This is a genomic window from Aeromonas sp. R1-2, from assembly GCF_040908505.1.
Lineage (GTDB): Bacteria > Pseudomonadota > Gammaproteobacteria > Enterobacterales > Aeromonadaceae > Aeromonas > Aeromonas veronii.
This window is the reverse complement of sequence record NZ_JBFODU010000013.1, coordinates 18,783-45,288: the sequence shown is the minus strand read 5'-3', so window position 1 is coordinate 45,288 and position 26,506 is coordinate 18,783. Positions and strand designations below refer to the sequence as shown.

At 60.8% G+C, this 26,506-nt stretch carries 23 protein-coding genes; 12 read left to right on the top strand and 11 right to left on the bottom strand.

The window, feature by feature from the left end:
- Positions 1–417: 417 nt before the first annotated feature.
- A complete protein-coding gene (tmaR, locus tag AB5Y76_RS04905) occupies positions 418–735 on the top strand; it encodes a PTS system regulator TmaR (protein ID WP_005336024.1) in 318 nt (105 codons plus the stop codon).
- 208 nt (positions 736–943) lie between these two features.
- A complete protein-coding gene (locus tag AB5Y76_RS04900) occupies positions 944–4,027 on the top strand; it encodes a transglycosylase domain-containing protein (protein ID WP_263719133.1) in 3,084 nt (1,027 codons plus the stop codon).
- A gap of 109 nt (positions 4,028–4,136) precedes the next feature.
- Here AB5Y76_RS04900 and yidA read toward each other — a convergent pair whose 3' ends face one another.
- The 4 genes from yidA to AB5Y76_RS04880 form a co-directional block, all read right to left on the bottom strand.
- Complete coding sequence (gene yidA, locus AB5Y76_RS04895; protein ID WP_263719132.1) at positions 4,137–4,946, bottom strand: sugar-phosphatase; 810 nt, start codon at positions 4,944–4,946, stop codon at positions 4,137–4,139.
- A 114-nt stretch (positions 4,947–5,060) separates the two neighbouring features.
- A complete protein-coding gene (locus AB5Y76_RS04890) occupies positions 5,061–6,728 on the bottom strand; it encodes a DUF342 domain-containing protein (protein WP_263719131.1) in 1,668 nt (555 codons plus the stop codon).
- A 255-nt stretch (positions 6,729–6,983) separates the two neighbouring features.
- Positions 6,984–8,132: a CinA family nicotinamide mononucleotide deamidase-related protein gene (locus AB5Y76_RS04885; protein WP_263719130.1), complete on the bottom strand. Its 1,149-nt coding sequence runs from the start codon at positions 8,130–8,132 to the stop codon at positions 6,984–6,986.
- Between the two features lie 53 nt (positions 8,133–8,185).
- Entirely contained in the window at positions 8,186–9,424 is a 1,239-nt protein-coding gene (locus AB5Y76_RS04880) for a DUF3391 domain-containing protein (protein ID WP_005336014.1), read from the bottom strand.
- A 144-nt stretch (positions 9,425–9,568) separates the two neighbouring features.
- On the opposite strand from AB5Y76_RS04880, the gene metA reads away from it, so the two are divergent.
- Entirely contained in the window at positions 9,569–10,516 is a 948-nt protein-coding gene (metA, locus tag AB5Y76_RS04875; protein ID WP_005336005.1) for a homoserine O-succinyltransferase, read from the top strand.
- Here the strand turns inward: metA and AB5Y76_RS04870 are convergent, their stop codons facing one another.
- A complete protein-coding gene (locus tag AB5Y76_RS04870) occupies positions 10,517–11,035 on the bottom strand; it encodes a cyclin-dependent kinase inhibitor 3 family protein (protein ID WP_101531578.1) in 519 nt (172 codons plus the stop codon).
- Between the two features lie 143 nt (positions 11,036–11,178).
- Here AB5Y76_RS04870 and AB5Y76_RS04865 point away from each other — a divergent pair, with 143 nt between their 5' ends.
- A complete protein-coding gene (locus AB5Y76_RS04865; RefSeq protein ID WP_005336001.1) occupies positions 11,179–11,649 on the top strand; it encodes an Lrp/AsnC family transcriptional regulator in 471 nt (156 codons plus the stop codon).
- A 91-nt stretch (positions 11,650–11,740) separates the two neighbouring features.
- On the opposite strand, the gene AB5Y76_RS04860 is transcribed toward AB5Y76_RS04865, so the two are convergent.
- Positions 11,741–13,705: an LTA synthase family protein gene (locus AB5Y76_RS04860; RefSeq protein WP_263719129.1), complete on the bottom strand. Its 1,965-nt coding sequence runs from the start codon at positions 13,703–13,705 to the stop codon at positions 11,741–11,743.
- A 259-nt stretch (positions 13,706–13,964) separates the two neighbouring features.
- On the opposite strand from AB5Y76_RS04860, the gene AB5Y76_RS04855 reads away from it, so the two are divergent.
- Complete coding sequence (locus AB5Y76_RS04855) at positions 13,965–14,222, top strand: DUF2442 domain-containing protein (RefSeq protein ID WP_005335997.1); 258 nt, start codon at positions 13,965–13,967, stop codon at positions 14,220–14,222.
- On the opposite strand, the gene AB5Y76_RS04850 is transcribed toward AB5Y76_RS04855, so the two are convergent.
- Complete coding sequence (locus AB5Y76_RS04850; RefSeq protein ID WP_124928440.1) at positions 14,219–14,479, bottom strand: hypothetical protein; 261 nt, start codon at positions 14,477–14,479, stop codon at positions 14,219–14,221. The genes AB5Y76_RS04855 and AB5Y76_RS04850 overlap by 4 nt on opposite strands.
- Here AB5Y76_RS04850 and AB5Y76_RS04845 point away from each other — a divergent pair.
- Both AB5Y76_RS04845 and AB5Y76_RS04840 read left to right on the top strand, forming a co-directional pair.
- Entirely contained in the window at positions 14,468–16,435 is a 1,968-nt protein-coding gene (locus AB5Y76_RS04845; protein ID WP_263719128.1) for a TonB-dependent copper receptor, read from the top strand. The genes AB5Y76_RS04850 and AB5Y76_RS04845 overlap by 12 nt on opposite strands.
- Positions 16,436–16,544: 109 nt before the next feature.
- Complete coding sequence (locus tag AB5Y76_RS04840; protein WP_263719127.1) at positions 16,545–18,173, top strand: alpha-amylase family protein; 1,629 nt, start codon at positions 16,545–16,547, stop codon at positions 18,171–18,173.
- An 84-nt stretch (positions 18,174–18,257) separates the two neighbouring features.
- Here AB5Y76_RS04840 and AB5Y76_RS04835 read toward each other — a convergent pair whose 3' ends face one another.
- Positions 18,258–19,697, bottom strand: coding sequence for a RimK family protein (locus AB5Y76_RS04835; RefSeq protein ID WP_263719126.1), 1,440 nt, complete (start codon positions 19,695–19,697; stop codon positions 18,258–18,260).
- A gap of 186 nt (positions 19,698–19,883) precedes the next feature.
- Here AB5Y76_RS04835 and AB5Y76_RS04830 point away from each other — a divergent pair, with 186 nt between their 5' ends.
- The 3 genes from AB5Y76_RS04830 to AB5Y76_RS04820 are packed head-to-tail and all read left to right on the top strand — an operon-like array spanning position 19,884 to position 21,486.
- Entirely contained in the window at positions 19,884–20,405 is a 522-nt protein-coding gene (locus AB5Y76_RS04830) for a GNAT family N-acetyltransferase (RefSeq protein WP_193861478.1), read from the top strand.
- A 31-nt stretch (positions 20,406–20,436) separates the two neighbouring features.
- Positions 20,437–20,682 (top strand): DUF3624 family protein, encoded by a 246-nt coding sequence (locus tag AB5Y76_RS04825; RefSeq protein ID WP_040067114.1) that lies wholly within the window; start codon positions 20,437–20,439, stop codon positions 20,680–20,682.
- Positions 20,683–20,739: 57 nt separating this feature from the next.
- Positions 20,740–21,486, top strand: coding sequence for an SDR family oxidoreductase (locus AB5Y76_RS04820; RefSeq protein WP_263719125.1), 747 nt, complete (start codon positions 20,740–20,742; stop codon positions 21,484–21,486).
- Between the two features lie 61 nt (positions 21,487–21,547).
- Here AB5Y76_RS04820 and AB5Y76_RS04815 read toward each other — a convergent pair whose 3' ends face one another.
- Positions 21,548–23,020 (bottom strand): C69 family dipeptidase, encoded by a 1,473-nt coding sequence (locus AB5Y76_RS04815; protein WP_263719124.1) that lies wholly within the window; start codon positions 23,018–23,020, stop codon positions 21,548–21,550.
- A 475-nt stretch (positions 23,021–23,495) separates the two neighbouring features.
- On the opposite strand from AB5Y76_RS04815, the gene AB5Y76_RS04810 reads away from it, so the two are divergent.
- Together AB5Y76_RS04810 and AB5Y76_RS04805 are read left to right on the top strand one after the other, a co-directional pair.
- On the top strand, positions 23,496–23,951 hold the full coding sequence (locus tag AB5Y76_RS04810) for a hypothetical protein (RefSeq protein ID WP_263719123.1): 456 nt from the start codon (positions 23,496–23,498) through the stop codon (positions 23,949–23,951).
- A 143-nt stretch (positions 23,952–24,094) separates the two neighbouring features.
- Complete coding sequence (locus AB5Y76_RS04805) at positions 24,095–25,246, top strand: iron-containing alcohol dehydrogenase (RefSeq protein ID WP_263719122.1); 1,152 nt, start codon at positions 24,095–24,097, stop codon at positions 25,244–25,246.
- An 89-nt stretch (positions 25,247–25,335) separates the two neighbouring features.
- Here AB5Y76_RS04805 and AB5Y76_RS04800 read toward each other — a convergent pair whose 3' ends face one another.
- Both AB5Y76_RS04800 and bfr read right to left on the bottom strand, forming a co-directional pair.
- Positions 25,336–25,794 carry a methylglyoxal synthase gene (locus AB5Y76_RS04800; protein ID WP_005363178.1) on the bottom strand — a complete coding sequence of 153 codons (459 nt, stop codon included), beginning with the start codon at positions 25,792–25,794 and terminating at the stop codon, positions 25,336–25,338.
- A 163-nt stretch (positions 25,795–25,957) separates the two neighbouring features.
- On the bottom strand, positions 25,958–26,434 hold the full coding sequence (bfr, locus tag AB5Y76_RS04795; RefSeq protein WP_005354959.1) for a bacterioferritin: 477 nt from the start codon (positions 26,432–26,434) through the stop codon (positions 25,958–25,960).
- Between the last annotated feature and the right edge of the window lie 72 nt (positions 26,435–26,506).

The following is a 26,506-nucleotide window of genomic DNA, read 5'->3' as shown; positions in this document are numbered from 1 at the left end:
TCCCGTCCGCTCCGCCACTAATTTGAAGGCCTTCCCGATTGGGAAGGCCTTTTTGTTATGGGCGCTTTTGTCCATAAGTCCCACAGATTTGCACAGCAGAGCCCAGTCGTGAGACTGGGCTCTGCTGTTTTTAGCGTGTTAAACAGCCAGTGTTAGCATTTATCTAGAGGAAGAGAACTAAAACCCTGTCATCTCCTCCTTTTTCTATCTATATCAAGCTCTTATCTGATGGATTACTGGCCATTTTAACTGGTTTACTTTTGGCCAAACTCTGTTCATGGCGCGCGATTAGGGTTGTATCTCGCTTATAACTCGGTAGAGTAAGGGCATCTTGAGTTTGCCTGTCCCGCGCCGAGTTTGCCGGGTTCCAGGTGTAACTTGGCCAGTTTTTATCAACCTTAAGTCAGTGGTATCGATATGGAACAAGTAAACAAGTCCACCTTCAGCGATGTACTGGAATATGTGCGTATGTCCCGTCGCCAGAACAAACTCAAGCGTGAAATTGCGGATAACGAGAAAAAGATCCGTGACAACCAGAAGCGCGTGCTGCTGCTCGACAACCTGAGCGACTACATCAAGCCGGGCATGAGTATTGATGATGTGCAGGCGATCATCGCCAACATGCGTGCCGACTATGAAGAGCGCGTGGATGACCACATCATCAAGAACGCCGAGCTTTCCAAAGAGCGTAAAGAGCTGAGCACCAAACTGAAGGGCATGAGCTCTCACAAGTAAGCGTTCAGCTTTTGCTTAAAAGACACCGGCCACTGGCCGGTGTTTTGTTATCAGCTCTGATCTCTGCCACTCCTGCAACAATCGGCTCCCCTTTTTAGAATTGCCCTGTTACCATCACTACAAAGCGGTCAATAGTTTCAAGCCATTGACTTGAAAAGACTAAGCTTGAGTGAAACACAATAAATTGCGCAACCATGGTGGGGCTGATATGGGCGCATCAGAACAGACGGATTTGACACAAGTGGCATCTCAAGATTCATCTGTCCAGACCTCGGACGGGAACCCAAAGCGCAAGCGTCGTCCCTGGTGGCGTTGGCTGTTCTGTTTTCTCTTTTTATTGTGCCTGGGGGCGGTGATCGCTCTGGTTGGCTATGAGATGAAAACCTCGAAGCTGCAATCTCAGGAGATCTCCCGCTATGCCGCCAAGCTCACCTATCAGGTCGAGCCAGGCCAGAGCAAGCAGATCGCTTTCCCTGAGGATGGCCCGTTCGACAAGCGGCTCGGCTATGTGCAACTGCCGATGATGCAGGAGCGCCTGCTGCAGCGGGGCTATGAAGTCAGCAAGCAGGTGCATTTCTCCGACGCGCTCTATGACTACGCCAGTCGTGGCTTCTTCGTGCCCTATACCGAGAAGGTGCAGGCTGGACTGACGCTGCACGATTGCCGCGCCGAGCCCTTCTATCAATTCAAGTATCCGACCCATCACTATCCGGATTTTGACTCTATTCCGCCTCTTATCATCCAGTCGCTGCTCTTTATCGAGAACCGCGACTTGCTGAGCAACGAAGAGCCGTTGGCCAACCCGGCGGTCGACTGGCCCCGTTTTGCCAAGGCGGCGCTCTCCCAGGTGGGCAAGGCGCTCGATATGCAGGATCAATCTGCCGGTGGCAGTACCCTGGCGACCCAGGTGGAGAAGTATCGCCACTCGCCGGATGGCCTGACCCTGTCGCCGACCGAGAAGATCCGTCAGATGGCCTCTGCCAGCGTGCGGGCCTATCGTCTCGGGCCGGAAACCCTCGAAGCGCGTAAGCTGGTTGCCTGGGCCTACCTCAACTCGGTGCCGCTCTCGGCTGCGCCGGGATATGGTGAAGTGCATGGTCTGGGAGATGGTCTCTGGGTCTGGTTTGGTGCCAATGTCGATGACGTGAACCGTCTGCTGGATCCCGCCCGCAACCAGAATGCGCCGCTGGCCGAACAGGGACTTGCCCTGCGTCAGGTTGTCTCTTTGATGATTGCGCACCGCCGTCCCTCTTACTATCTGGCTCAAGGGCGAGAGGCATTGGCTACCCTGACCGACAGCTACCTGCGCCTGTTTGTGCAGGAGGGAATGATCACGCCACCTCTGATGGAGGCGGCGCTCAAGGCCAAGATTACGTTTCGTGATTTCCTGCAGTCCCCGGCTATCACCCGGGTGAACAACAACAAGGGGTTGCAGGTTGCCCGTACTCGCCTGAGCCGTCAGCTCGGAGTACAGCTCTATGACCTCGACCGGATGGATCTGACCGCCGATACCAGCCTCAACATGCCGCTGCAAAATGAAGTATCCCGTTATCTGCAGCAGTTGGCCGATCCGGCGTTTGCCGCCCAGGTAGGGCTGTTTGGCGAGCGCCTGCTCTCGCCGGAGAAGACCGGCGATGTGCGCTACAGCTTCACCCTGTTCGAGAAGTCGCCGGAAGGGTTCAAGGTGCGGGTACAGACCGACAACACCGATCAGCCGTTCGATATCAACGAAGGTTCCAAGCTGGAGTTGGGCTCAACCGCCAAGTTGCGGGTGCTGACTACCTATCTGGAGATCGTAGCCGAGCTGCACGATAACTATGCCGGGATGCCGGTCGAGAATCTGCGCAAGCTGGCTGCCGTCTCTCAGGATAACCTCAGCCGCTGGGCCATCTCCTATCTGATGACGGCTCAGGACAAGAGCCTGCCTGTGATGCTGGAAGCGGCGCTGGATCGCAAATACTCCGCCAGCCCCAACGAAGGGTTCTTTACCGGTGGCGGCATGCACACCTTCAACAACTTCCGCCGCGAGGATAACAATCGTATTCCGACGTTGCGTGACTCTCTGCGTGAGTCGATTAACTTGCCCTTTGTGCGGCTGATGCGCGATATCGTGCGCTACAGCCTCTACAAGGAGGGCAACCGTGCCCAGTTGCTGAAGGATGACAAGGATCCCCGCCGTCAGGAGTATCTGGCCAAATTTGCCGACAAAGAGGGCCAGACCTATCTGCTGCGCTTCTGGCGCAAATATCGCGGCAAGACCCCCGAGGAGCAGCTCGATACCTTTCTTGACGGTCTCAAGCCGAGTGCGGTACGTCTGGCGGCGGTTCACCGCTACCTGATGCCGGAAGCCAGCGAAGCCGCATTTGCTGCCTTCCTGGCGGAGCGGTTGCCGAGAGAGAAGCTGAGTGCCAAGCGGGTTAATCAGCTCTACGTCAGCTATGGTCCGGGCAAGTATTCACTGCCGGATCAGGGCTACATCGCCCGGGTTCACCCGCTGGAGCTGTGGTTGCTGGCCTATCTCAAGGAGTTCGACAAGGCGACCTTTGCCGACGCGGTGGCGGCCAGTCGTGACGAGCGGCAGGAGGTCTACAGCTGGCTGTTCAAGACCCGTCATCGCAGTGCCCGTGACAGCCGGATCCGCACCATGCTGGAGGTGGAAGCCTTCCTCGATATCCATCAGCGCTGGGCCAAGCTCGGTTATCCGTTCGACCATCTGGTGCCTTCGCTGGCGACCGCGTTGGGTAGCTCCGGTGACCGCCCGGCAGCACTGGCCGAGCTGATGGGGATTATCCAGAATGGCGGTATCCGCTCGCCGACTTTGCGTATCGAGCATCTCTCGTTTGCCAAGGGGACGCCCTTCGAGACCGAGTTTGAGCCGCAGCACACCGAGGGAACACGGGTGATGCCGGCAGAGGTGGCGGCAGCCCTGCGCAGTGCGCTCTCCAAGGTCGTTGAAGGGGGCACGGCAAGACGTATCGCCGGTGCCTTTACCCTGCCGGATGGCACTGTGCTGCAGATGGGGGGCAAGACCGGGACCGGGGATAACCGGATTGAAACCGTGGGCCGTTATGGCAACGTGACCAGCTCGCTGGCGCGCAACCGCACCGCGACCTTCGTCTTCTATCTGGGTGAGGATCACTTCGGTACCCTGACCGCCTATGTACCGGGTAGCCAGTCTGACAAGTTCCGTTTCACCTCGGCGTTGCCGGTGCAGGTGCTCAAGGGGATGGCTCCCCTGCTGACGCCTTACCTGCAACCGGGCTCCCATACCCAGTGTCTGGCGAACCAGTGATGCGAGCGAATTAACGCTCATCACGCAGATAACTAACCAGAAAAAACGGGGAGGCTGACAGCCTCCCCGTTTTTATTTCCTCATCGGGTGCAGCGGCGCTCGATTGCGATCAGGCGTTCAGTACGAACTGTTCGATCACCTGAGCTACACCATCTTCATCGTTGCGGGCGGTGGTGTGCTGGGCGAGAGCCTTGATCTCGTCGGTGGCATTGCCCATCGCCACACCGAGGCCTGCGTATTCGATCATGTGGCGATCGTTGCCCGCATCCCCGACGCAGATCACCTGATCGGCGGTCAGGCCCAGGTGCTCGGCCAGCGCGGCGACGCCGGTTCCCTTGTTGCTCTGCTTGTTCATGAACTCGAGGAAGAAGGGGGCGCTCTGTACCACGGTATAGTGCTCATAGAGTTCTGCAGGCAGTCGCTCGATGGCGCGGGAGAGCTGGGGCGGCTCATCGATCATCATCACCTTCATGATCTGCTCGTCGGCAGGCAGGGTGGCGAAGTCGATCAGATTGATCGGCATGCCGATCAGGCGAGATTCGTGCTCGGTGTAGGTACTGACACGGGGACTGATGAGGCCCTGGGTGACCGAGAAACCGTGGACGTTCACCTCCAACTCGTCAGCCAGTTTGGCGACGGCGCTGGCGTCACTGCCGGTCAGCAGCTGGCTGCGGATGATGCGCTGATCGGCCACCTTCTGCACCAGGGCGCCGTTGTAGCAGATGACGTAGTCATGCTCTGTGGTGAGGCCGAGCTCTTCCAGATAGCGGCTCATCCCTTCCAGCGGTCGGCCGGAGGCCAGCACAACGGTTACCCCTTTGACGCGCGCGGCGCTGATGGCGGCGTGGGTGCGGGGAGTAATCTGGCCCTGCGGGTTGAGCAGGGTGCCATCCATATCCAATGCGATCAGCTTGTACATCTCTCACTACCTGAGTCTGGGTGGCCCGCCCGGTGGGGCCAAGGAAGTGGCGAGTGTAGCGAAAATCGGCGGCGGGATCACGGCCGGTTCAGCGATGGGGCCGTGCCGGTTGAGCTATTTGTGTCCCTCGTAAGGGGTCATCTCAAGGGTTTCATCATGGATGGTCAGGCGGGTAGGGCCTCGGGTAATGGTAACCTTGCGTTTGAAGCTGGCCATCTCGACCTCGATGCCGGAGTAGAGGTGTTGGGTGGCAATGACCTCCATCTGAGCCATCAAGTTTCGCAGCTCCTCCTGGTTGGCGGTGAGCTGCTCATCGAGCTGGGCCAGTTCGGCCAGCTGATGGTCCCGGATCGGTTTGAGCTTGCGCAGGGTATCCGGATTGCGCTTGTCGCCGGGCAGTTGCAGCAACTTCATGACCAGCTCCTTGATTTTCTCCAGCTGGGCCTGACACGCCTGCTGGCGCAGCTTGAGCTGGTGTTCCTGCTCCTTGTGGGTGAAGTAGCCGCCAAGGATCTGCAGCCGGGTATGGTTGGCGGCCTCGGCCCCCAGGCTGGGAGCCATGATCAGGCGATTGGCAATGCTGGTGCCCCCCAGCAGAGTGCCTTTGCGCATGTTGCTATCGCCCACCTTGATATCTTGTCCGCTGCGGGAGTAGCAGTGGCTGAGCTGGCTCTGGATCTGGATATCCCCCCCCGCTTCCAGCTGGGCATACTGGGCGTAACTGGCGTGGATCTCCCCCTGGGCATTGAGTTGGCAAAGGTATTCCCCCTGCTCGTTGCGGCGGCCAATGATGCCGTGGCGTACCGTGATGCTGCCCCCAGCCTCGATCCAGCCCCCTTCGATAAAGCCGCCGATGACGATATCACCGCTGACCCTGATCTTCATGCCCGGGTTGACGTCGCCGCTGACGATTAAGCCCCCTTCAAAATCAATGTGGCCGTGGCGGGCATCCACCTGTTTGACGCTGAGCACCTCGTCCACCTTCATGCCTGCTTTCTCCTGACAGGGCAGGCCAGCCCGACCGGCAATCAGCAGGTCGGGATCGTCGGGGGAGATGAAGGTGCCCTCGCCAGGGCTCATCGGACTGTCTTTGCCATCTTTGGCGGGCAGATCCTGACCGGTCACTGTAAAACCGGGCACCCCGACGGTGGCCGGATGACGGCGCATCAGCGGAGCGCCTGCCTTGACGGTGACGATGGAGCCGAGATCCCGCAGGTCGACCTTGCCATGCCCCAGCTCCTGCGGTTTGAGGATCCGTTCGGCCGGGGTCTCCACCAGCCGCTCATAGCGAGTGTCCTGACCATTGACGGCTGGCTGGCCGTTGGCAATCACCAGCTTGAGCTGACTGCCGGGGGCGGCCTCCTTGGCTGACTGGATGGCAGCGGTGAGCAGTTGCTCACTCACCCCCTGTTTGATTTCGCTGATGGAGATCGCCTCTTTCAGCTGTTCCAGCGTCACATACTTGCCCCCCCAGTCGGCAGTGATCTGGGCGATGGCGCTCATGCGATCCTTCTCCACTATTACGGCGAGTCGGGCATCCTGACGCTTGCCGACAGGGATGGGGTTGGCGGGGACGGGGGCGGCAGGGTTGGTGAGCAGGGTATTAAGCAGGCTGATGGCCTGTTTGATCCCCTCGGGCAGAGGCTGATAGCGGCGACAGTTGGAAGCGAGCAGCAGAGCCTGCACATCCTGTTCCGTGACAGGTTTGGTGAGACCGGCGGCAATCCGCAGGCAGACCAGTTCCATATCGCTTGATAGCAGCAACCACTCTTTGCTTAACACCGCATCTCCTTGCTGGATGAAAACGGAGCGATCGGCTCGCTCCTTTACTGTCATTTAATCTCTCAATGATTAATAAAGCGAGTCGCCAACCCTGAGAGTGGGCAGTATTCAGATATTTCCTCTGAATGGTCAATGAATTGAAGTCAAATCGGTGATGGCGGCCAGATAAATGTGGGCGCTGTTTGGAAACGGAGTGAAAAGACGGATCGCAGCGCCAGCGACATAGGGTCGCTGGCAGGGGAATGGCGGTTCTTATCAGCTGCGCTGGGCTGTTCTGGCCAGGGTGAGGTAATCGCCGAGCACCGGCTCACCCAGCATATGGCGGCGCAGCATGTCGAGGGCGGCAAAGGCGAGGATCTTGCGGCGGCTCTCCGGGTCGGGGTGGCGGACCTTGACCGTCTGACCGATGTGCATGCCATCGGCGCTGAGCAGCAGTGGCACCCCCTCTGGCCCTTTTCGCCCTATGGTCAGTTGCAGGCCCGCATCGGTTGTCGGCAGTTGCGCCAGCTCATCGGCCAGTTGCGTGCTGAAGTTGGCCTCCAGCCGGGGATGGCCGTGACAAAGCGCCAGCAGCGCACCGCCACTCTCTCCCTCCAGCAGAGCCAGAGGCTTGCCTTGCAGCAGCGCCAGGATCTGCTGCGCCGGTTCCGTATCTCCGCTGCCAACCAGCCAGGGGCGGATCGTATCCAGCAGTCGGCGTTCGGCACTCTCCATGTCAGCGGCACTGGCGCTGTGGCCGATCAGTTTCAGCTCGATAAGGGGCATGGAGGAGCGGTAACCCAGCTCAATACCAGTTGGCCAGGGTTCGGCATCCAGCATATCGCTGAGCGCCGACTCCGAGACACCGAAGGTGTAAAAGCGACGCAGCTCGGTATCGATCTGTGCCCCGGCCAGTTGTTTGAGGCGCGGCAGAATTTGCTCGCGTACCATCTGCTTGAACTCGAACGGTACGCCCGGGGTGAAGAAGAGCTGGCTCTGGCCACTTCGCACCACAAAACCGCAGGCGGTGCCGACCGGGTTGTCGAGGATCTCGCACCCCTGTGGCAGCCAGGCCTGTTTGGCATTGCTTTGTGCCATGGGGCGGCCACGGCTGGCGTAGCGCGCTTCGATGGTAGCGAGCCAGTCGGGGAAGAGGGTGAGCGGCTGGTCAAAGGCTTCAGCGGCCGCCTGAGCGGTCAGGTCGTCGGCAGTGGGCCCGAGCCCGCCACACACCAGCACCACCTCGGCGCGGCTGGCACTCTCTTGCAGCACCGTTTTCAGGTCAGCGAGGTTGTCCCCCACCGTCAGGCGACGGCGCACCTGCCACCCCTGTTCCAGCAGCAGAGCGCTGAGCCAGGCCGCGTTGGTATCCACCACCAGACCCGTCACAATTTCGTCTCCGGTACTGATGATCTCGATACGCATGGCAGGCTCCTTGGATTAAACGGGTGGCAACGGTTGGCCTCGGGCCAACACAATCAGGCTTTGTTGTGCTCGAAGTAGTAGCTGATCCGGGTACGCGGATTGAGGTACTCGAACACGGCGGGCGGCAGCCGTTTGGGGTGGATCACCTTGGCGATCGACAGTTCGGCTTGCTGCAGGTCGATGATGGCGGCTTCCTGGCGGGGAATGCGCGGATCGTAGACCAGCACCGAGGGGTAGAGCAGGCGGGAAGCGTTGACCGACATTACCAGCCCCACCTGACCATTGGAGAGTTGCACCACGCTGCCGGGGGGGTAGATCCCCATCAACCGGATCAGCATGCTGAGGTACTCCGGATTGAACTGCGCCTTGCGCTGCTTGTAGAGGCCGCTCAGGGCCGAGTAGGGCACCTTGGCCTGCATGTGGCAGAGGTTATCGTACTCGTTGATCAGCGACACCATCTGGGTCAGCGGATCGAGCTGGCCACCCTTGAGCCCTTCCGGCCCGCTGCCATCGAGATATTCATGGTGATGGAGCACGATCCCCTTCGCCTCGGCCGGGAAATCCTTGGCCAGATTGAGCAGATCCAGCCCGTAGCGCGGGTGCTGGGCCATCAGGTTCTGCTCCGGCTTGGTCAGCGGCTCGGTCTTGCGCAGGATTTGGCTCGGGATCTTCAGCTTGCCGATATCGTGGAACAGCGCCCCCATGCCGACCTGACGGATCTCGTCAGCCGTCATGCAGCACTCCTTGGCCAGCAGCATGCTGAGCACGCTCACATTGAGGGAGTGGAAGTAGAGGTTGTTGCCATCCTCGCTGTCGGAGACCAGATGGAGCACCATCTCGTCCACCGAGAGCAGCTGTTCTGTCATTGCGTTGACCAGCTCCTGCGCCTCGCCGATGGCATTGAGGGGGCGGGACTGGATCTTGCTCATCACGCTGCGCACCTGTGCCAGCGACTGCTGGAACTGTTTCTCGCACTGCTGCAGGTTGCGGCGATAGAGTTGCAACTGCTCGATGCGGCGATCTTTCTCCTGCTGCATCTGGGCCTGGCGCTGGGCGGCGTCTGCGCTCTCTTGTTGCTGAGGCTGTACCTGATTGAGAGGCTTGGGCGGAACGTCGCTCTTGTCGGGAATGATGGTGACCAGTTTCAGGCCGAGACGGCGGATCAGCTCGATCTCTTCTTCACTTTTGATCTTGAAACTGGAAAACAGGAACGGGTGTTCGCGCCACCCCAGTGGCAGGGATACATAGTTGCCGACTTGCAGTCGATCTACGGAAATCTTGATACCGGTCATTATCTTGGAAGCAGGAGACACACTGAGCCGTATGCTAGTCAAAGGCGGGGGTGAATACAAAAGGTATCTGATGACAGGGCAGGAGCTTTATTATAGGCTTCTGGATGTCCAGACATATTTACTGATGCAGTACAGGGAGTAAGCATGCCGATCAAGATCCCGGATCAGTTACCCGCCGCCGAAGTGCTGGGGCAGGAGAACATCTTCGTGATGACGGAATCCCGGGCCGTCACCCAGAACATCCGTCCGCTGCGGGTGCTCATCCTCAACCTGATGCCAAAGAAGATTGAGACCGAGATCCAGCTGATGCGGATGCTCTCCAACTCGCCGCTGCAGGTGGATGTGGATCTGCTGCGCATCGATGACAGGGAGTCAAAGAACACGCCGCAGGCGCATCTGGAGAACTTCTATCACGACTTCGAGCAGGTGCGTGGCAACAACTACGACGGCATGATCATCACAGGGGCGCCGCTCGGGCTGGTGGAGTTCGAGGAGGTGGTCTACTGGCCGCGCATCGTCGAGATCATCGAGTGGTCCCATCAGCATGTCACCTCCACCCTGTTCCTCTGCTGGGCGGTGCAGGCGGCGCTGAAAGCCTTGTATGGCATGGAGAAACAGACCCACGGCGAGAAGCTCTCCGGGGTTTACCGCCACCATCGTCTTGATGAGCATGAGCCGCTGCTGCGCGGTTTCGATGACGAGTTCGTCGCCCCGCACTCCCGTTACGCGGCGTTTGATGGCGATCTGATCCGTGCCCAGACCGACTTGCAGATTTTTGCCGAGTCAGAAGAGGCGGGAGTCTATCTGGCGGCGACCAAGGATTGTCGTCAGGTGTTTGTCACCGGGCACCCGGAGTACGATGCCCTGACCCTCGATGGTGAGTATCAGCGGGATCTGGCGGCCGGGCTCGACCCGACCATTCCGGTCAACTACTACCCGAATAATGATCCGGGCAAGACCCCGCGCGCCAGCTGGCGCAGCCACGGTCACCTGCTGTTTGCCAACTGGCTCAACTACTACGTCTATCAGCTCACCAGCTATCGGGTGGAAGATATCGGCAAGGTCTTTACCTACGACCAGGGAGGCAAGTAGTCAGTCGCCCTGCGCCAGCCGCTCGGCCAGCTGGTCGAGCCACTGGCGGTGGCAGGCCAGGGTAAACGCCTTGGGTCTGTGGGCCTTGATGGCGGCCATCGCCTCTTGCTGTGGCTGGCCGAGGGTCATCAGCAGCGCGGCGGCGACCAGACCGGTACGACCGCTGCCCCCTTTGCAGTGGATGACCAGATGTTTGCCATCCCCCAGCAGCTCGCGCAGCTGTGGCAGCGCCTGTTGCCAGGCCGCCTCGAAGTCGTTGTCGGGGGCCAGATCATCCTCGATGGGCAGATGGAACCAGCGCATCCCTTCGTGCTCGACCTGTTGGCCGAGCTGCGCCAGTTCGAGTCGGATCAACTCGGCGCTTGTCATCAGGGTCACCACCCCGTGGGCACCGGCCAGCCGCAGTTGATCGAGAGCCAGGGTCAGCGGCACCTGCTGGGTGCCGGGGCAGGGGGTCAGCAGCAGCTGACCATCGACACGGGGAACCTCAAGGCTCCAGAAGGGGTGATACGGGTGCATGGCGGATCCTCGCGTGGTGGCCGCAGGGCTGCGGCCGGTGAATGGCGCCAAGGATAGGCGGGGCAGGGGGGATGTCAATGGCCGTTGTGTTTGCCCCGGTTTACGGGCAGAGTCTAAAAAATTGAGCGGTTCAAGGAGTTAAGATGAGAAACCTGGATCAACTGGATTTGGATATCCTGGCCCATCTGTTTCGGGATGCGGGCATGACCAACAAGGATCTGGCCGCGCTGGTGGGCGTTGCCCCCTCCACCTGTCTGGAGCGGGTGCGCAAGTTGCAGCAGGATGGCGTGCTCAAGGGGGCGCACTGCGAAGTGGATTATCAGGCCCTCGGTGGTCACATTCAGGCCATGGTCTCCCTGCAGCTGGCCCGCCATAGCCGCCAGATCATCGATGCCTTCCGCGATGCCATTCTGGCGCTGCCCGAAGTGATCAGCCTGTTCCACATGGGCGGCAAGGATGATTTTCTGGTGCACCTGTGTGTCTCCGACACCGAGCACCTGCGCAACTTCGTCTTCGATCACTTCACCTCCCGCGAAGAGGTGGTGCACCTCGAAACCTCGCTGGTATTCGAGCACAAGTTCAGCCGCTCCCTGCCCTGCTTTCCCCAGCCATAACGGCCTGTGGGCCGACGGTATGGATAGATGGAAAAAACCGCCTGCTGGCGGTTTTTTCCATTCTGCTATCGGCTGAATCAGCACAGTTGGCTCAATTGGCGGCGGTGCGTTCATCCTTGGCCGTCTGATAGAGACTCTTTTGATAGGCCATGCTGCCCCACAGGGCAAGACCAAGCGCATCTTCCTTCAAGGCGTCCGGCTGCGCCGCCAGGGTCAGCTTCTCGCTGGCACCATCGTAGACATAGCCCTCTGCCGCCCGTTCCGGTTGCAGGATCACCACATCCTTGCCGCGCATCAGGGCGAAGTTCTTGTCGTACTGCATGATGGCGCGCCCCGGCCAGTCGGCGGGCATGCGGGTCAGATCCTTGCCGAGCATGGGGTAGTCGGCACTGATCCCCATCAGAGAGAGCAGGGTCGGCGCCATGTCGATCTGGCTGACGATGCGCGGATCCTTTCTCGGTGCAATACCGTCGCCCACGATAACCCCCGGAATATGGAAGCGGGGGATGGGCACCAGACTGGCGCCACCGACCCGGCTGTCGTGATCGGCGATGACCAGGAACAGGGTGTCCTTCCAGTATTCGGACTGTTTCGCCCTCTTGAAGAACTCGCCGATGGCGTAATCCGCATACTTGGCCGCGTTGTTACGGGTCTGTTTGGGTTGCTCGAAGAGTTCGATGCGGTTGTCCGGGAATTCAAACGGATCGTGGTTGCTGGAGCTGAACACCAGACTGAAGAAGGGTTTGCCCTCTTTGTGCAGCGCCTTGAAGGTCTCGTCGGCCTTGGCCATCAGATCCTCATCGGAGGCGCCCCAGGAGCCCTTGAACACCGGATTGTCGAAATCCTTCTGCTCGACGATGGTGGTGAAGCCGTTGCCGAGGAAAAAGCTGCGCATGTTGTCGAAGTGACTCTCGCCGCCATAAATAAAGCTGGTGTCATAACCCCGCTGTTTGAGCAGATCCGCGATGGTGAAGAAGTTGGTCTGGCTCTTGCCGAGTTTGACCACCGCCTGTGCCGGGGTCGGCGTGAAGCCGGTCAGTACCGCCTCGATACCACGCACCGAGCGGGTACCGGTGGCGTAGAGCTGCTCGAAGGCCCAGCCCTGCTGCGACAGGGCATCGATGTTGGGGGTGAGCGGCAGGCCGCCGAGGGAGCCGACAAACTGGGCGCCCAGGCTCTCCTGCAGCAGGATCACAAGATTCTTCGGTTTACCCTGGAAGCTCGCTTGGTTGAAGGTCTGGCTGGGCAGCAGATCGGAGTTGAAATCACTGGCCGGACGGCCACTCTCCTTGCGCATGACTTCGAGCACCTTCTGAGGGGTCATCTCACCGTAAAACTGGCTGGCATCCTCCTCGGCGCCCATCTGTTTGATGGCAAAGAAGAGGGAGTAGGCGGAATTGACGGTGAGTGAGTTGACCAACGGATCCTCGGCAAAGGCGACCATGGCTGGGTTCAGGGCGCGGTGGCCGAGGCTGGAGCGGGCACCGAGAAAACCTATGGCCAGAATGAACAGGGCGAAGGCCGGACGCAGATACCAGCGGGGGAAGCTGAGGCCACGTACCAGACGGCCGCTCAGCCACCAACCGCCGGTCAGCACGGCGCCACTGAAGAGTAACGCTAGCAGCAGCTCGGCTTTGCGGCCCGCCCACAGCATGGCGAACACCTCTTTCGGATAGATGAGGTACTCCACATAGAGACGGTTGGGACGCACGCCATACTCGGTGACAAACGAGGGGGTCGAGATCTCGAGGAACAGCATCAGCCAGAGTCCGACGGTCAGCCAGACGCGCATCAGTTGCAGCCAGCCCCGGCCGATGGCATGGGGGCCTGCCAGCAGCAGAGTGAGCATGGCGGGGACACCCCAGACCCAGCAGAGGGTCGCAAAGTCGACCCGGATCCCTTGCAGCAGCATCTCCTGCCAGCCGGCCACGGCATCCACTCGTTCCAGTTGCCATATACCGAGGGCGATTCGGCTGAAAGAGAGAGAGAAAAGCGCGAGCGCGCAGAAGACGGCGAAGGGCCAGAACGGGCCGAGTCGCTGTTTTAGATCTGTCATGTTTGTTCCTGAATGAGACTCTAAACGTCTGTCCACAGACGTTTTTTTAGTTGTTGTGAGGTTATGACAGATCGAATTGGTTAAGGTTGCATTCAAGTTTGTTAAAAGTCGGCATTAACACATTTATCATCTAAAAATGTGATGTCGCGCCACTAATGAGCACAGCATAATCTGCTGGGTAAAATGTGAGCCACAGCGTGTATGGATGGATCGCTGGTGTTTATAATTGCCGCGAATTATCTCAATCGGAGCCGAAGGGATGCCGGTCTTTATCGATGTCGAGTATGTGCGGGGATGGCGCCTGTTTCTGGTGTTATCGGATGGCACCACGGGGGTGCTGGATCTGACCCCCTGGCGAACCCAGCCGCTGTTTGCAAAGCTGGAGAGCGAGCGTCACTGCGCCCGGGTCTTCATCAACCGTCACCACCAGCTGGAGTGGCCTGTTGGCTGCACGCTATCCGCCCATGAGGTCTATCACCTCATCTCTCCCATCGATGAGCGGGAAGCCTTCAGCTAATCCCCATTTTTTGTGAGCCAACGCCAGATTCCTGTTACTGGAATGTTTGCCCGTTTGCCTTTCTGAGCCAACTTGGGTAAAACCTGCGCAACATTTTGCCAACTTGCCTTCGCTTCACCTGACAGAGGCTTGCCGCTTTCGCGCCGCAGGCCTTTTTTGCGGCCTGACGGCAAACCTTTCCCTTGCTGAAAGGTTTGGTTGGTTGAATGAAAATAACAAAACAAACAAATACATAAGGAAAATGTATGGCTTGTCATATGCGCCCCCCCCTTGCCCTGCTGGTTGGTGGACTCGCCTGTCACGGCGCTGCCGGTCAGGAGCCGGTGCAACAGCTGGATCCCATGGTGGTGGTGGCAACCCGCCCGGCCAGCACCCTGGAGGTGACACTGGATCCCAAGAAGCCCGGTTCCCCCATGCCCGCTGCCGACGGCGCCGGTTATCTGAAGAATGTCACCGGCATGAGCATGGTGCGCAAAGGGGGGCTCGGTGGCGACCCCGTGCTGCGGGGGATGGGGATGTCCCGCCTCAACGTGCAGATGGATGGCGGCATGCTGGCCGGTGGGTGTGGCGGCCGCATGGATCCGCCCACGGCCTATGTGTTCCCCCAATCCTTTGACCGGATCCGGGTGCTCAAGGGGCCGCAATCCCTCGAGCAGGGGGCGACCCTGGCGGGAACCGTGCTGTTCGAGCGGGACAGACCCGAGTTTATGGCGCCGGGCTTCAAGAGCGACGCCTCGGCCCTCTTTGGCAGCTTCGGCCGCGATGACCAGATGGTCGACATGACGGCAGGCTCGACCGATGGTTATCTGCGCGGTCAGTTCACCCACTCCGACAGCGACGATTACCGCGATGGCCATGGCAACAAGGTGCGTTCTTTCTATCGCCGCGAGAACGGCACCGCCCAGCTGGGCTGGACGCCGGGGGAGCACTCCTGGCTGGAACTCACCGCCGAGCGCAGCAATGCCCGCGCCGCCTATGCGGACCGCACCATGGATGGCCCCATGTTTGATCGCGAATCCTTCGGGCTGAAGCTCAAGCAGGAGGAGATCACCACTCACTGGCAGCGCAGTGAGCTGACCCTGTGGGACAACTACGTCGACCACATCATGGACAACTTCAGCCTGCGGCAAAACAGCACTCCCAAATCCCTGAACAACCCGGATCGCCGCAACACCGGCGGGCGCTGGGCCAACGATATCGCCCTGCCTGCCGACTGGTTGCTGACCGCCGGGTTCGACAGCAATCGGGATCAGCACAGATTTCGCAAGGATCTGGATTATGCAGACAAGCCACGCCAGCGCACCCTGCGCTTCGAGCAGCAGGGCGGCTTTGCCGAGCTGGGCCGTCAGCAGGGAGCCCACAGCTACAAGGGGGGGTATCGTCAGGATCGGGTCGAGACAACTCGCTATGGTGCGGGGGATCAGACTCTCTACAGTGAGACCGAACACCTCGACAGCGGTTTTGGTCGCTATGAGTACCAGTGGTCGCCCCGCTGGTCCAGTTATCTGGCGTGGGGACAGGCAGAGCGGGCGCCGGACTATTGGGAGCGCAGCAAGGACAGCACCCCGTTCACCCTCAACCCGGAGCGCAGCCGCCAGTGGGACGCAGGGCTTGCTCTGCGCAGCCGCGAGCTGGATCTGACCCTCTCCCTCTTTAGCGCCAATATCAAGGACTACCTGCTCTACAACAGCAGCACACGTAAGGTGCGCAATATCGACGCCCAGACCCGCGGTGGCGAGCTGGAGGGGCGCTGGCAGTTTGCCGAGCAGTGGCGTCTCGATGGTGGTCTGGCGGTGGTCTACGGCGAAAACCAGAGCGACAACAAACCGCTGGCCCAGATGCCGCCCCTCGATGGCAAGCTGGCGCTGGGCTGGCAGCCGGACGAGGCGCTGAGCTTTACCCTGCTGGGGCGCGCGGTGGCGGCGCAGGATCGGGTGGATGTGGGCTCCGGCACGGTCGCCGGTCAGGATCAGGGGGAGACTCCGGGCTTCTTTACCATGAACCTGAGCGGCGCCTGGCAGTTTGCCAAAGGGTGGCAACTCTCGGCCGGGGTAGACAACCTGTTCGACACCTTCTACTACGAGCACCTCTCCAAGTCGGTGCACAGCAGTCAGGCCGGGCTGGGCTACGAGCAGAGCGGCCGCATCCCCGAGCCGGGTCGCTCCTACTGGCTCTCGCTCAACTACCGTTTTGCCTCGGCAGGGGTGCTCTAACCAGTTGAGTCAGATAACGTTTTCAGTCACAGACACTGCTGTGTGAGCATCGCTATCATGGTGAAAAACAGGCGTATCAGACGCCTGCTCTCACAGCGGGAACATAACAATGAAACAGGGAACGTTACGCTATGGCGGCCTGCTCGGGGCCGCCCTGTTACTTGCGGCTTGCGGCGGCAGCGGGAGTTCAGGCGGGGAGAGTACTCCCCCCGTCGTCAATCCGCCGGTCACCCACCCTCCGGTCGCCACGGCCAGTCGTGCCTGCTACGGCGACGATCAACCTGCCTGCAACCTGCGCATCTATCAGGTGATGGTGGAGTCCTTTGCCGATGGTGACGGCAGTGCCAACTACGGCGTCGGCTATGGCCCCTCCCAGCACAACGGCGATCTGCAGGGGATCATCGACAGTCTCGACCACATCAAGAGTCTCAACGTCAACGCCATCTGGCTCACCTCGGTGTTCGACTCCTGCGCGGGGCAAGGCGGTGATAACAGGCTCGATGCCACCGGCTACTTCGCCTGCGACTTTTTTACCGTGGATCCCAACTTTGGCAGCAATGCCAAGCTCAAACAGCTGGTGGATGGGGCGCACCAGCGCGGCCTCTATGTCTTCCTCGACGGGGTTTTTGGCCACGTCAACAAGGTGGGGATGAGCAAGCCCTCGCCAGAGGGGCGTCTGCCAGCCCTCACCAGCGGCGGTGCGGGTTATCCCGGCCAGCTGGTGGATTACAGCAAGCCGGAGAGCCTCGCCTACTTCAAGGAGGTCGCCCGCTATTGGGTCGAGCAGTACGGCATCGATGGTTGGCGCCTCGATCAGGCCTATCAGCTTGGGCTGGATGATTGGCGTGCCATTCGCAGCGAGGTGGAGCAGGCCAGCGCGGCGCGCAAGGCCGCCGGTCAGCAGTGGGGCACCCTAGGCTACATGGTGGGCGAGGTGTGGAAGGGGGCTGATGACATTCGCGCTCAGGCTTACGGCAGCAGCGACAATCCGGCGCTCTCCTCAGCCTTTGACTTCCCGTTGCGCTACGGCATCGTGCAGGCGCTGGCGGTGGAGGAGTCCGGCAAGGGGGGCCAGGGGGCCAGCGTGCTCGATGCCAGCTGGAACAAAGTGGAGAACTACCCGAATCACGCCATGCCGAATCTGATGCTGGGCAACCACGATTTGGTGCGTTTTGGTGATCTGCTGGAGCGTGGCAGCTTCAAGTCGACCGAGTACTGGCAGCGCCACAAGGCGGCCTTCAGCTTTATGGCGGCTCGCTCCGGCCCGATTACCTTCTACTATGGCGAGGAGTTTGGCGACGAGGTGCCGGGCTTTGCTGCCAAGGTCAGCGGTGACTGTGCGGCGCAGGGCTTGTGCGACGATCATGTGGCCCGCAGCGACGGCAAGGTGCCCGCTGTCACCGGTTTTGTGCCGGGTAGCGAACAGGCTGAGTTGAAAGAGTGGCTCGCCCAGCTGCTGGCGATGCGTGCCGCGCACCCCGCTCTCTATCAGGGAGAGCGAGTCAAACTGGTGGCCGAGGGCAGCCTCTATGGTGACATCAAGCAGACGGCGGGGGAGCAGATAGTTTACCTGCTTAACCTCTCCACCACGGCGCTCAGCTACAACCTGCCTACAGGCAAGCTGCGCAGCGGCAGCGCGCTGGTGGATCTGCAAAGCGGCGAGAGTCTGGCCATCGGCGGCAGCAGCGTGACGGTGGAGATACCGCCCTTGAGCGGGCGTTTCCTGCATCTGCAATAAGTCAGCCGCAGCACGCTTTGATATGAGAGAGGGCCCCATCGCGGTGCCCTCTCTGTCATTGTGGGCGACAAGGTCATGGCGGGGTTATATGGTGGTCTGGCCCCGGTTTTCCAGCCGCTGGCGGAAGGCACGGGCCAGTCGCTCGTAGAGATCCTCCGCCTCCTTGTCTTCGATATCGCCGCGGATCCAGGGGTTGTCGACGATCTCCAGCAGCACACAGTCACGCCCTTGCTGGCGCAAATCGAGCCCGTAGAGGCCATTGCCGAGCTGATGGACGGCGCGGCGAGCGGTCTGCAGTACCCGCTCCGGCACCTCGTTAAGCGGCAGCGCCTCGATGCGGCTCATGTCGAGGGGGTGCTTGCGGCGGCGAATGCGGTTGCCCGGTTCGGGCCGGTAGCGGCGGCAGGCGAACAGCGGCGAGCCGTCGAGAAAGCCGATGCGCCAGTCGAACTCGGCGGGGATCCGGCTCTGCACCAGCAGCAGGGCGGAGCGGCCCAGCCCCTCGTCCAGCAGGCGGGCCAGCTGTTGCTCGTCGCTGGCCATGGCGAGATCGCGCCCCTGTGCCCCGTCGGGCACCTTCACCATCAGCGGCAGGCCGAGCCGTTGCACCAGTTCGTCCACGTGGTGGCGGCCGCGACGGGTCACCACCATGGTGGGCGGCATGGGAACGCCGCTGCGTACCATCAGCTCGTAGAGATAGAGCTTGTTGCTGCAGGCTAGGATGGCGCGGGAGCTGTCGATCACCGGCATCTTGAGCTGCTCGGAGCGGCGGGCAAATTCGAAGGTGTAGTGGCCGACTGCGGTTTCGGCACGCAGCCAGAGGGTGTCGAATTCCGGCAGCCGCTCGATGGCCGACGGTGGCAGGATCTCGGCCCTGATCCCCTGGGCAGCCGCTGCTCGGATAAAGCGCTCCAGCGCCAGCCCATCACTGCTAGCGCGGCCATCATCGGGATCCACCAGAATGGCGAGCTGGTAGAGCGGCGCCGCCTGCTCCTCATCACCGGTGCCCACCAGCGCCTGAGCGTGGTGCAGCATCAGTGCCTTTTCGCTTGGGCTCAGTTCCAGCGGCGACAGGCTCTGCTGCTGGCGCACCGACCAGCCGTGGCGACCGCGCTTGAGGGTCAGCTCCTGCAGCGGCAGCTGGCTCAGGCCGTAGTAGTAGCGGGCCAGCCCCGCCAGCTCGCTCTGTTCGCACTGGCCGAAGATGGCGCGCACTCTAATCCGATCCTCGCTCTGCTGGGCCAGCCACCCCTGCGCCTTGCGCCACAGCTTGGCCGGTGGCTGCTGCGGTTGCAGTCGGCTGATGGCTTGCAGACCCGGCAGGCAGTGGTGGCCGCGGGCCTGGGCCAGCAGCGAGCAGTAGTAGCCAGCGCTCAGGTGTTCCAGATTGCGGCAGAGGTTGATGATGCGGGGTCGGCCGCCGGTGGTCGGCACTCCATGTTGCAGATAGGTGCGGGCGGTCAGCAGATAATCGGCATGGCAAGGCCAGTCGCCCAGCTCTTCGACGATGACATAGGTACTCATATTTTCGGCTCCACAGATCAGACTGCCTGAACAGGCAGGATCCCCAGTGGGCTTCGATGCACCGACAAGCACGACAATGGCGCGAGGGGAAACAAGAGGTTACAGTGCCTAATATGACGCCTTGGTAACTTGTGATACAAGTCGCATTTTTGGTGCTGAGGATAAATAACCGAACAAGGACTCCCCGTGTTGACCGTACGTGCGGCCCGAACCGATGATCTGGGCGCCATCGTTAATCTGGAACGCTACTGTTTTCCTCCCGAAGTCGCCTTTGGCCGCAGCCGCTGGCACTATCTGCTGGCCCACGCCAAGGGGCGCACCCTGTTGCTGCTGGACGAGAAACATCAGCTGATGGGCTATCTCTGCCTGCTGGAGCACAGAGGCTGGGATCGGCTGGTCATTCAGGCGCTTGCCATCCGCTGGACGGTGCGTCGTCTGGGCTGGGCCCGCCGTCTGCTGGAGCAGGTGATCCGCGAGGGCAAGGCCGCTGGCTGGGGGGCGATTCGCCTCGAAGTGGGGGACGTCAACGAAGAGGCGCTGGCGCTCTATCAGGGATTGGGATTTCGTCCCCAGCAGCGGCTGGCGGACTACTATGGCCGCGACCAGCACGCCCACCGGCTGGTGCTGCCGCTGGTGAGCGACGAGGAGCGTGAGCGGCGCAGAGTGGCTCGCACTCAGGCGCGCAAGCCATCTTCACAGGCCAACTGACCGTATTGAACAAGCAACATCGAGGAGCAGGATGAGCTGCGACAACTGTCTTGCCACCGCCATCAGGGCCAAGCTGGGGCGCTGCCCGGTCTGTGCCATCCAGACCTTTGTCATCGGTCTGAGTGGCTGGCTGGTCTGGTGGTGGTGCGGCGCCGATACCTCGGTCAACGCCCTCACCGGCCTGTTGTTTGCGCTGGGTGGCTCGGGCCTGTTGCTTCTCCATCTGGTGGTATTTGTCTGGCGCAAGGCGACCGGACGTGAATTGAGCGATGAATAAATCAGATTGGTTTCAACAACATAAATAACAATATCGGTTGAGTTAATGGAGGTTCAGATGATTGCAATGGTAACGGGCGCCTCGTCCGGTTTTGGTGAAGCCATCAGCCGCCAGCTGGTGCAGGCGGGGTACAAGGTGATCGGTACCGGTCGCCGTGCCGAGCGGCTGGCTGCGCTGGCTGACGAGCTGGGCGAGCAGTTCCTGCCGCTGGCGTTCGATGTGCAGGACAAGGCGGCTACCCGCGCCGCCATCGCCGCTCTGCCAGCCGCCTGGAGCGAGGTGGATCTGCTTGTCAACAACGCCGGTCTGGCGCTGGGGCTGGAGCCGGCCCACAAGGCGGATCTGGAAGATTGGGAGCAGATGATCGCCACCAACATCAGCGGTCTGACCCTGCTCACCCGCCTGCTGCTGCCGGGCATGGTGGCGCGCAATCGCGGTCACGTCATCAACATCGGCTCCATCGCGGGCACCTACCCCTATCCGGGCGGCAACGTCTACGGCGCCACCAAGGCGTTCGTGAAGCAGTTCAGCCTCAACTTGCGCGCCGATCTGGCGGGCACCGCCATCCGCGTCACCAACGTGGAGCCGGGCCTGTGCGGCGGCACCGAGTTCTCCAACGTGCGCTTCCACGGTGACGACGCCAAGGCGGCCTCCGTCTATCAGGGGGTGGAGGCGATCCAGCCGGAAGATATCGCCAATACCGTGCTCTGGGTGAGTCAGCAACTGGCCCACGTCAACATCAACAGCATCGAGATCATGCCGGTGGCCCAGACCTTCGGCCCGCTCAATATCAGCCGTCGCTGATCGCCGCATTGGCTGAAACGAAAGAGGCTCCCTTGGGAGCCTCTTTGCGTTGGCGAGCCGGTCACAGGCTCATGATCTTCTTGAACTCCTCCGGCGAATACTTCTTCTCGCTGCGCTTGGTCAGATCCGTCATCAGCTTGTAGCGCAGCGTTTTGGCCATCTGATAGGTCTGCTCCAACTGGCCATAGGAGTAGTCGGCGGCCAGCCCGATGGCGGTAGCCTTGTCGCTGGCATACGCCTGCTTCAGGCTCTTGTCGAGCACGGCGACCTCCTTGTAGAGCTTGGCGCTCTCCTTGCTCCAGACGTTTCGCAGCAGCGGCAGGTATTTGTCCGGAGCGGCGCTGGCCAGCGCGGTCAGGCTGCGGAACTGCCAGTAGGCGGAATCGTCGGAGTAGCTGTCGCTGCCGCTGCGATAGGGCAGGGGATAGTTTTCCAGGGTGTTGTAGAGCGGCACCATCACTGATTCGGCCAGCACGCCGTAGCTCTGCCAGATCAGTCCCTGCAGCTCTTTGGGCATCTCCTTGCGCAGCTGGATGACGTGGGATTCCAGCTGGCGATCGACGCGGATCGGCCGCTCCGCCTTGCCGGCCAGCGGTGTGCCGTCATAGGTGGCGCTCAGCACCCTGGCCACGTCCGGCACGGCGATGGGGGCATCCGGCTTCATAAACAGTGGATATTGCGCCTGCCGGGTCGCCTGTTTGTGGGAGGCAGTCAGCATGTTCTGGCCGAGCCACTCCCGATCCACGTTGTAGGGGTCGGCGATGACCCCGAACGCCTTGGCGAAGTTGAAATCGTTCGGGTCGGCGTTATCCAGCAATTTGTGCTCGCGCACGAACTCCAGCAGCTTGGCCGAGTGCAGCACATCGGCGCTGTCGAGATTGACGCCGTGAATGCGCAGGCCGTTGGCCACCATGGCGTAGCTGTCGTCCGGTACCCGCACCGCGATCCAGTGGTGGCCGGAGCCGATCTCCATCAGCCAGGCTTCGTTCACATCTGCCAGATAGAGGCTGTTGCCCTCACCGGCGCCATATTGCTCCACATAGCGGCCGAGCAGCTCGACCCCCTCTTTGGCCGTCTTGGCCTGCGGCAGGATCAGGGTCGGGATGATGGCTTCAATCACTCCCTTCTCGATCAGCGGATCGGCTTTCTGGGCCTTGTCGTTGACCTCGGCACTGGTGGTGGCCGAGATGGCGACATTGAACTCGTTGATGCCGCGCTCTTCATAATATTTGCCTGCCGGATCGCTGGTGGTGGCATCCCAGTCGTGGATGGCGGAGTAGGCGAAAAATGCCTTGGGCATCGGCACTTCCAGCCCGTTGCCCAGTTTCCAGAGTTTGCCCTCATTCTGCTGTGCGGGCCGGAAGGCGAGGTACTTGTTCCAGTTGTTGATGCCAAAATCCTCATTTCTGGCGATCATTACGCTGCCATCGGCACTGGCCCCCTTGCCGACGATGAGGCCGGTACAGGCGTCGGCACTGGTGCCAAGCAGGGTGAGCAGGGTGGCGGAGAGAAGACTCAAGGTGTGTTTTTTCATAGGTGTACCTGAAGGGTTGCGGTGAGTGAGAGTCAGACGAGGGGATGAGGTGTGGGGAGGCTGCAACTCCGAACTGGCAGCGGAGTGAGCACGACAGATTGGTCTGCCTGTTATTGGTTTTTCGAACAGATCATCCATGACACGGCTGGCTGGTTGTGATGTGCGCCAAAATTGTATTCCCGAGTGGTTGTTTATTTTGTGATCGAGCTGCTGTTCCTGACTTTTCTCTGGCGTCGTGGTGCGCGGACGGCGAAATGTGCCAAAACAGCGAGAACCGGCAGCAGATGAGTCATGATTCTGACGCCAGCCTTGCGTGGGGGGCGTGGTGAGATCCGCCATAGCGCGGGATCTTGCACCATCTGACAAGTTGGCCTGTAACTTGCTGGTTTAATTGATAATGGTGGGGCCTGACGCCCCATGTGACCGGATCAGCCTGTGCCCATTGCCGCAGATGCGCACTGAATTGGAGCCCCCCATGGATATCAAATCCTACAGCCAGCAGCTTGCCCAAAGCGCATCCAACAACCGCGCCCTCGCCACCCTCAACAGCGCCAGTAGCGGCGGTCAGGGTGGTGGCTGGGAGGAGATGGTCAGCCTCTCCACCCAACGCATGACCGGTCAGGCCCAGCAGGTGCTGACCTACGAACATCTGGCCAAGAACAACAAGTTGCCACCGGCGCTGGATATGAGCTCCGACAAGGGGGGCGTGGTGCAGCAGCTGGTGGACAAGGCGCTTGGTTTCGATCGCAAGAAGTTCAACGAGATCGAAGAGAAGCTCAAGACCATCGCCGATAACAAGAAGCTGACGCCGGAAGAGCGGGCGGAGCAGAGCAAGCCGCTCAACGAACAGCGAGAGGCGATGCTCAAGGAGGCGATGGATCGCCTGACCGGCAAGAAGAGCTCATCCAAAGATGAGGCCAAAACTGCCTGATCCTGCCGCTGTTCTGAGATCTACCCGGTCGGCACCGATGGGCCAGTGTCGACCGCCGATGGGCAAGCTTCTGCCACCTCTTTTGACCTCATCTCCCCACAGGCGCACAATGTCCGCGCATTGAGCCAGTCGAGGAGTCCGCCGTGTACAACTTCCAATATGCCAATCCGACCCGTATCTGTTTCGGCGAGGGGCAGATCGCCAGCCTGCCCGAACTGATCCCGCCCGGCAGCCGGCTGCTGGTGCTCTACGGCGGCGGCAGCATCAAGCAAAACGGCGTCTATGAGCAGCTGACCCGGGCGCTGGAAGGGGTGACGTGGCAGGAGTTCTCCGGCATCGGTGCCAACCCCAGATTCGAGTTGTTAATGGAGGCAGTGGCGCAGGTGAAACGCGAGCGCATCGACTTCCTGCTGGCGGTCGGTGGCGGCTCGGTAGTCGATGGCACCAAGTTTGTCGCGGCCGCAGCCTGCTACGAGGGGGATGATCCCTGGGATATCTGCGGCAAGCAGGCGAGCGTGCACAAGGCGCTGCCGATGGGCTGTGTGCTGACTCTGCCAGCCACCGGCTCCGAGAGCAATCCCACCTCGGTGGTGAGCCGGGGGGATGTGAAGGTCTCCTTCAGAAGCCCGCTGGTGCAGCCGCAATTTGCGGTGCTCGACCCGACCACCACCTACAGCCTGCCGCCGCGCCAGACCGGCAATGGCGTGGTGGACGCCTTCGTCCATATTGCCGAGCAGTACCTCACCTTTCCGGTGGGAGGCGAGGTACAGGATCGGCTGGCGGAAGGCCTGCTGCAGGTGCTGGTGGAGAATGGCCCCAGGGCGCTGGCGGAGCCTACCAACTATCAGGTGCGGGCTAATCTGATGTGGGCGGCCAGTCTGGCGCTCAACGGCCTTATCGGTTGCGGGGTGCCGCAGGATTGGGCCTCTCACGCCATCGGCCATCAACTGACGGCGCTCTACGGGCTGGATCATGGCCAGAGTCTGGCGGTGGTGCTCCCCTCACTGCTGCGTGAGCGGGCGAGCCAGAAGCAGGACAAGCTGGCCCAGTTTGCCGAGCGGGTGTGGCATTCGACCCGCGAGGACAAGGCCCTGCGTATCGAGGAGGCAATCATCCGCACCGAGCAGTTCTTCCAGAAAATGGGGCTGGGTACCCGGCTGGCCGACTATGGCCTCAGCGAAAGCTGCATTCCGGCGATCTGCTCCAACCTCAAGCGGGTGGGGCGCACCGCGCTCGGTGAGCAGCAGGATATCGACCCGGATCGGGTGGCACGCATTCTCGCACGCGCGCTATAAGCCGGCGCCGGTTTGTGTCCCTGGCTGATTCATTTTCCCAATTAAAGAGGGCCGCTTGTTGCGGCCCTTTTGCATGACGGGTTAGCCGATCACTCGGTACGCGCCTTCAGATAACCGGCGTAATCCGGGATCTGCACGCTGAACGCCTGGCGCATATGGGGGCTGTCCATGATGAAGTCGGCGGTCGCCTCGTTGGTGGCGACCGGGATGTTCCAGACTGCCGCGAGGCGCAGCAGCGCCTTCACGTCCGGATCGTGGGGTACTGCATTGAGGGGATCCCAGAAGAAGATCAGCACGTCGATCTTCCCTTCGGCGATCAGGGCGCCGAGCTGCTGGTCGCCCCCCATGGGGCCGGAGAAGAGGCAGGTGATGGGCAGCTGCGCCTTCTTGCCGAGCATGGTGCCGGTGGTGCCGGTCGCATAGAGATGGTGGAGCTTGAGCTCCTCCTTGCGGCGCATTACCCAGTTCAGCAGAGGGGTCTTCATGTTGTCGTGAGCCACCAGTGCCACCCGTTTGTGGGGCGCCATCTCGCGTGCAATCTGTTCCATGGAAATCGTCCGTAGCATTGTTATTGGAAGAGAGTCGTATCCTAATCGAAAGCCATGACAGATGCTGTGTCGGGCGTATTAACTGTGATCCTGTCGAAAAGTTTTCGGGTCATGGCTGCTCAAATGAAGAGACCCGCGCTAGCGGGTCTCTTTGCTTGCTGGCTCAGGAGCCGTGGTGCAGTTGCGACTGCTGGTAGTTCTCCAGCCCGATGCGATCGATAAGATCGAGCTGGGTCTCCAGCCAGTCCACATGCTCCTCCTCATCCTCCAGGATCTCCTGGAACAGGTCGCGGCTGATGTAGTCCTGCACCGACTCGGCGTAGGCGATGGCTACCTTGAGGTCTGGGATGGCATCCATCTCCAGCGAGAGGTCGCAGCGCAACATCTCTTCGACGGTCTCGCCGATGCGCAGCTTGCCCAGATCCTGCAAATTGGGCAGCCCTTCGAGAAACAGCACGCGTTTGACCAGCTCGTCGGCGTGTTTCATCTCATCGATGGACTCGTGATACTCCTTGTGCCCGAGCGCCTTGAGGCCCCAGTCATCGTAGATGCGGGCGTGCAGGAAGTATTGGTTGATGGCAATCAGCTCATTGGCCAGCACCTTGTTGAGGTGGGCAATGATCTTGGGATCTCCTTTCATCGACAGTGCTCCTTGGTTCGTGCCTGAGGCTTCGATCGTTAGAGCTTAGTCCAGAAAAGTGACAACAAGAGG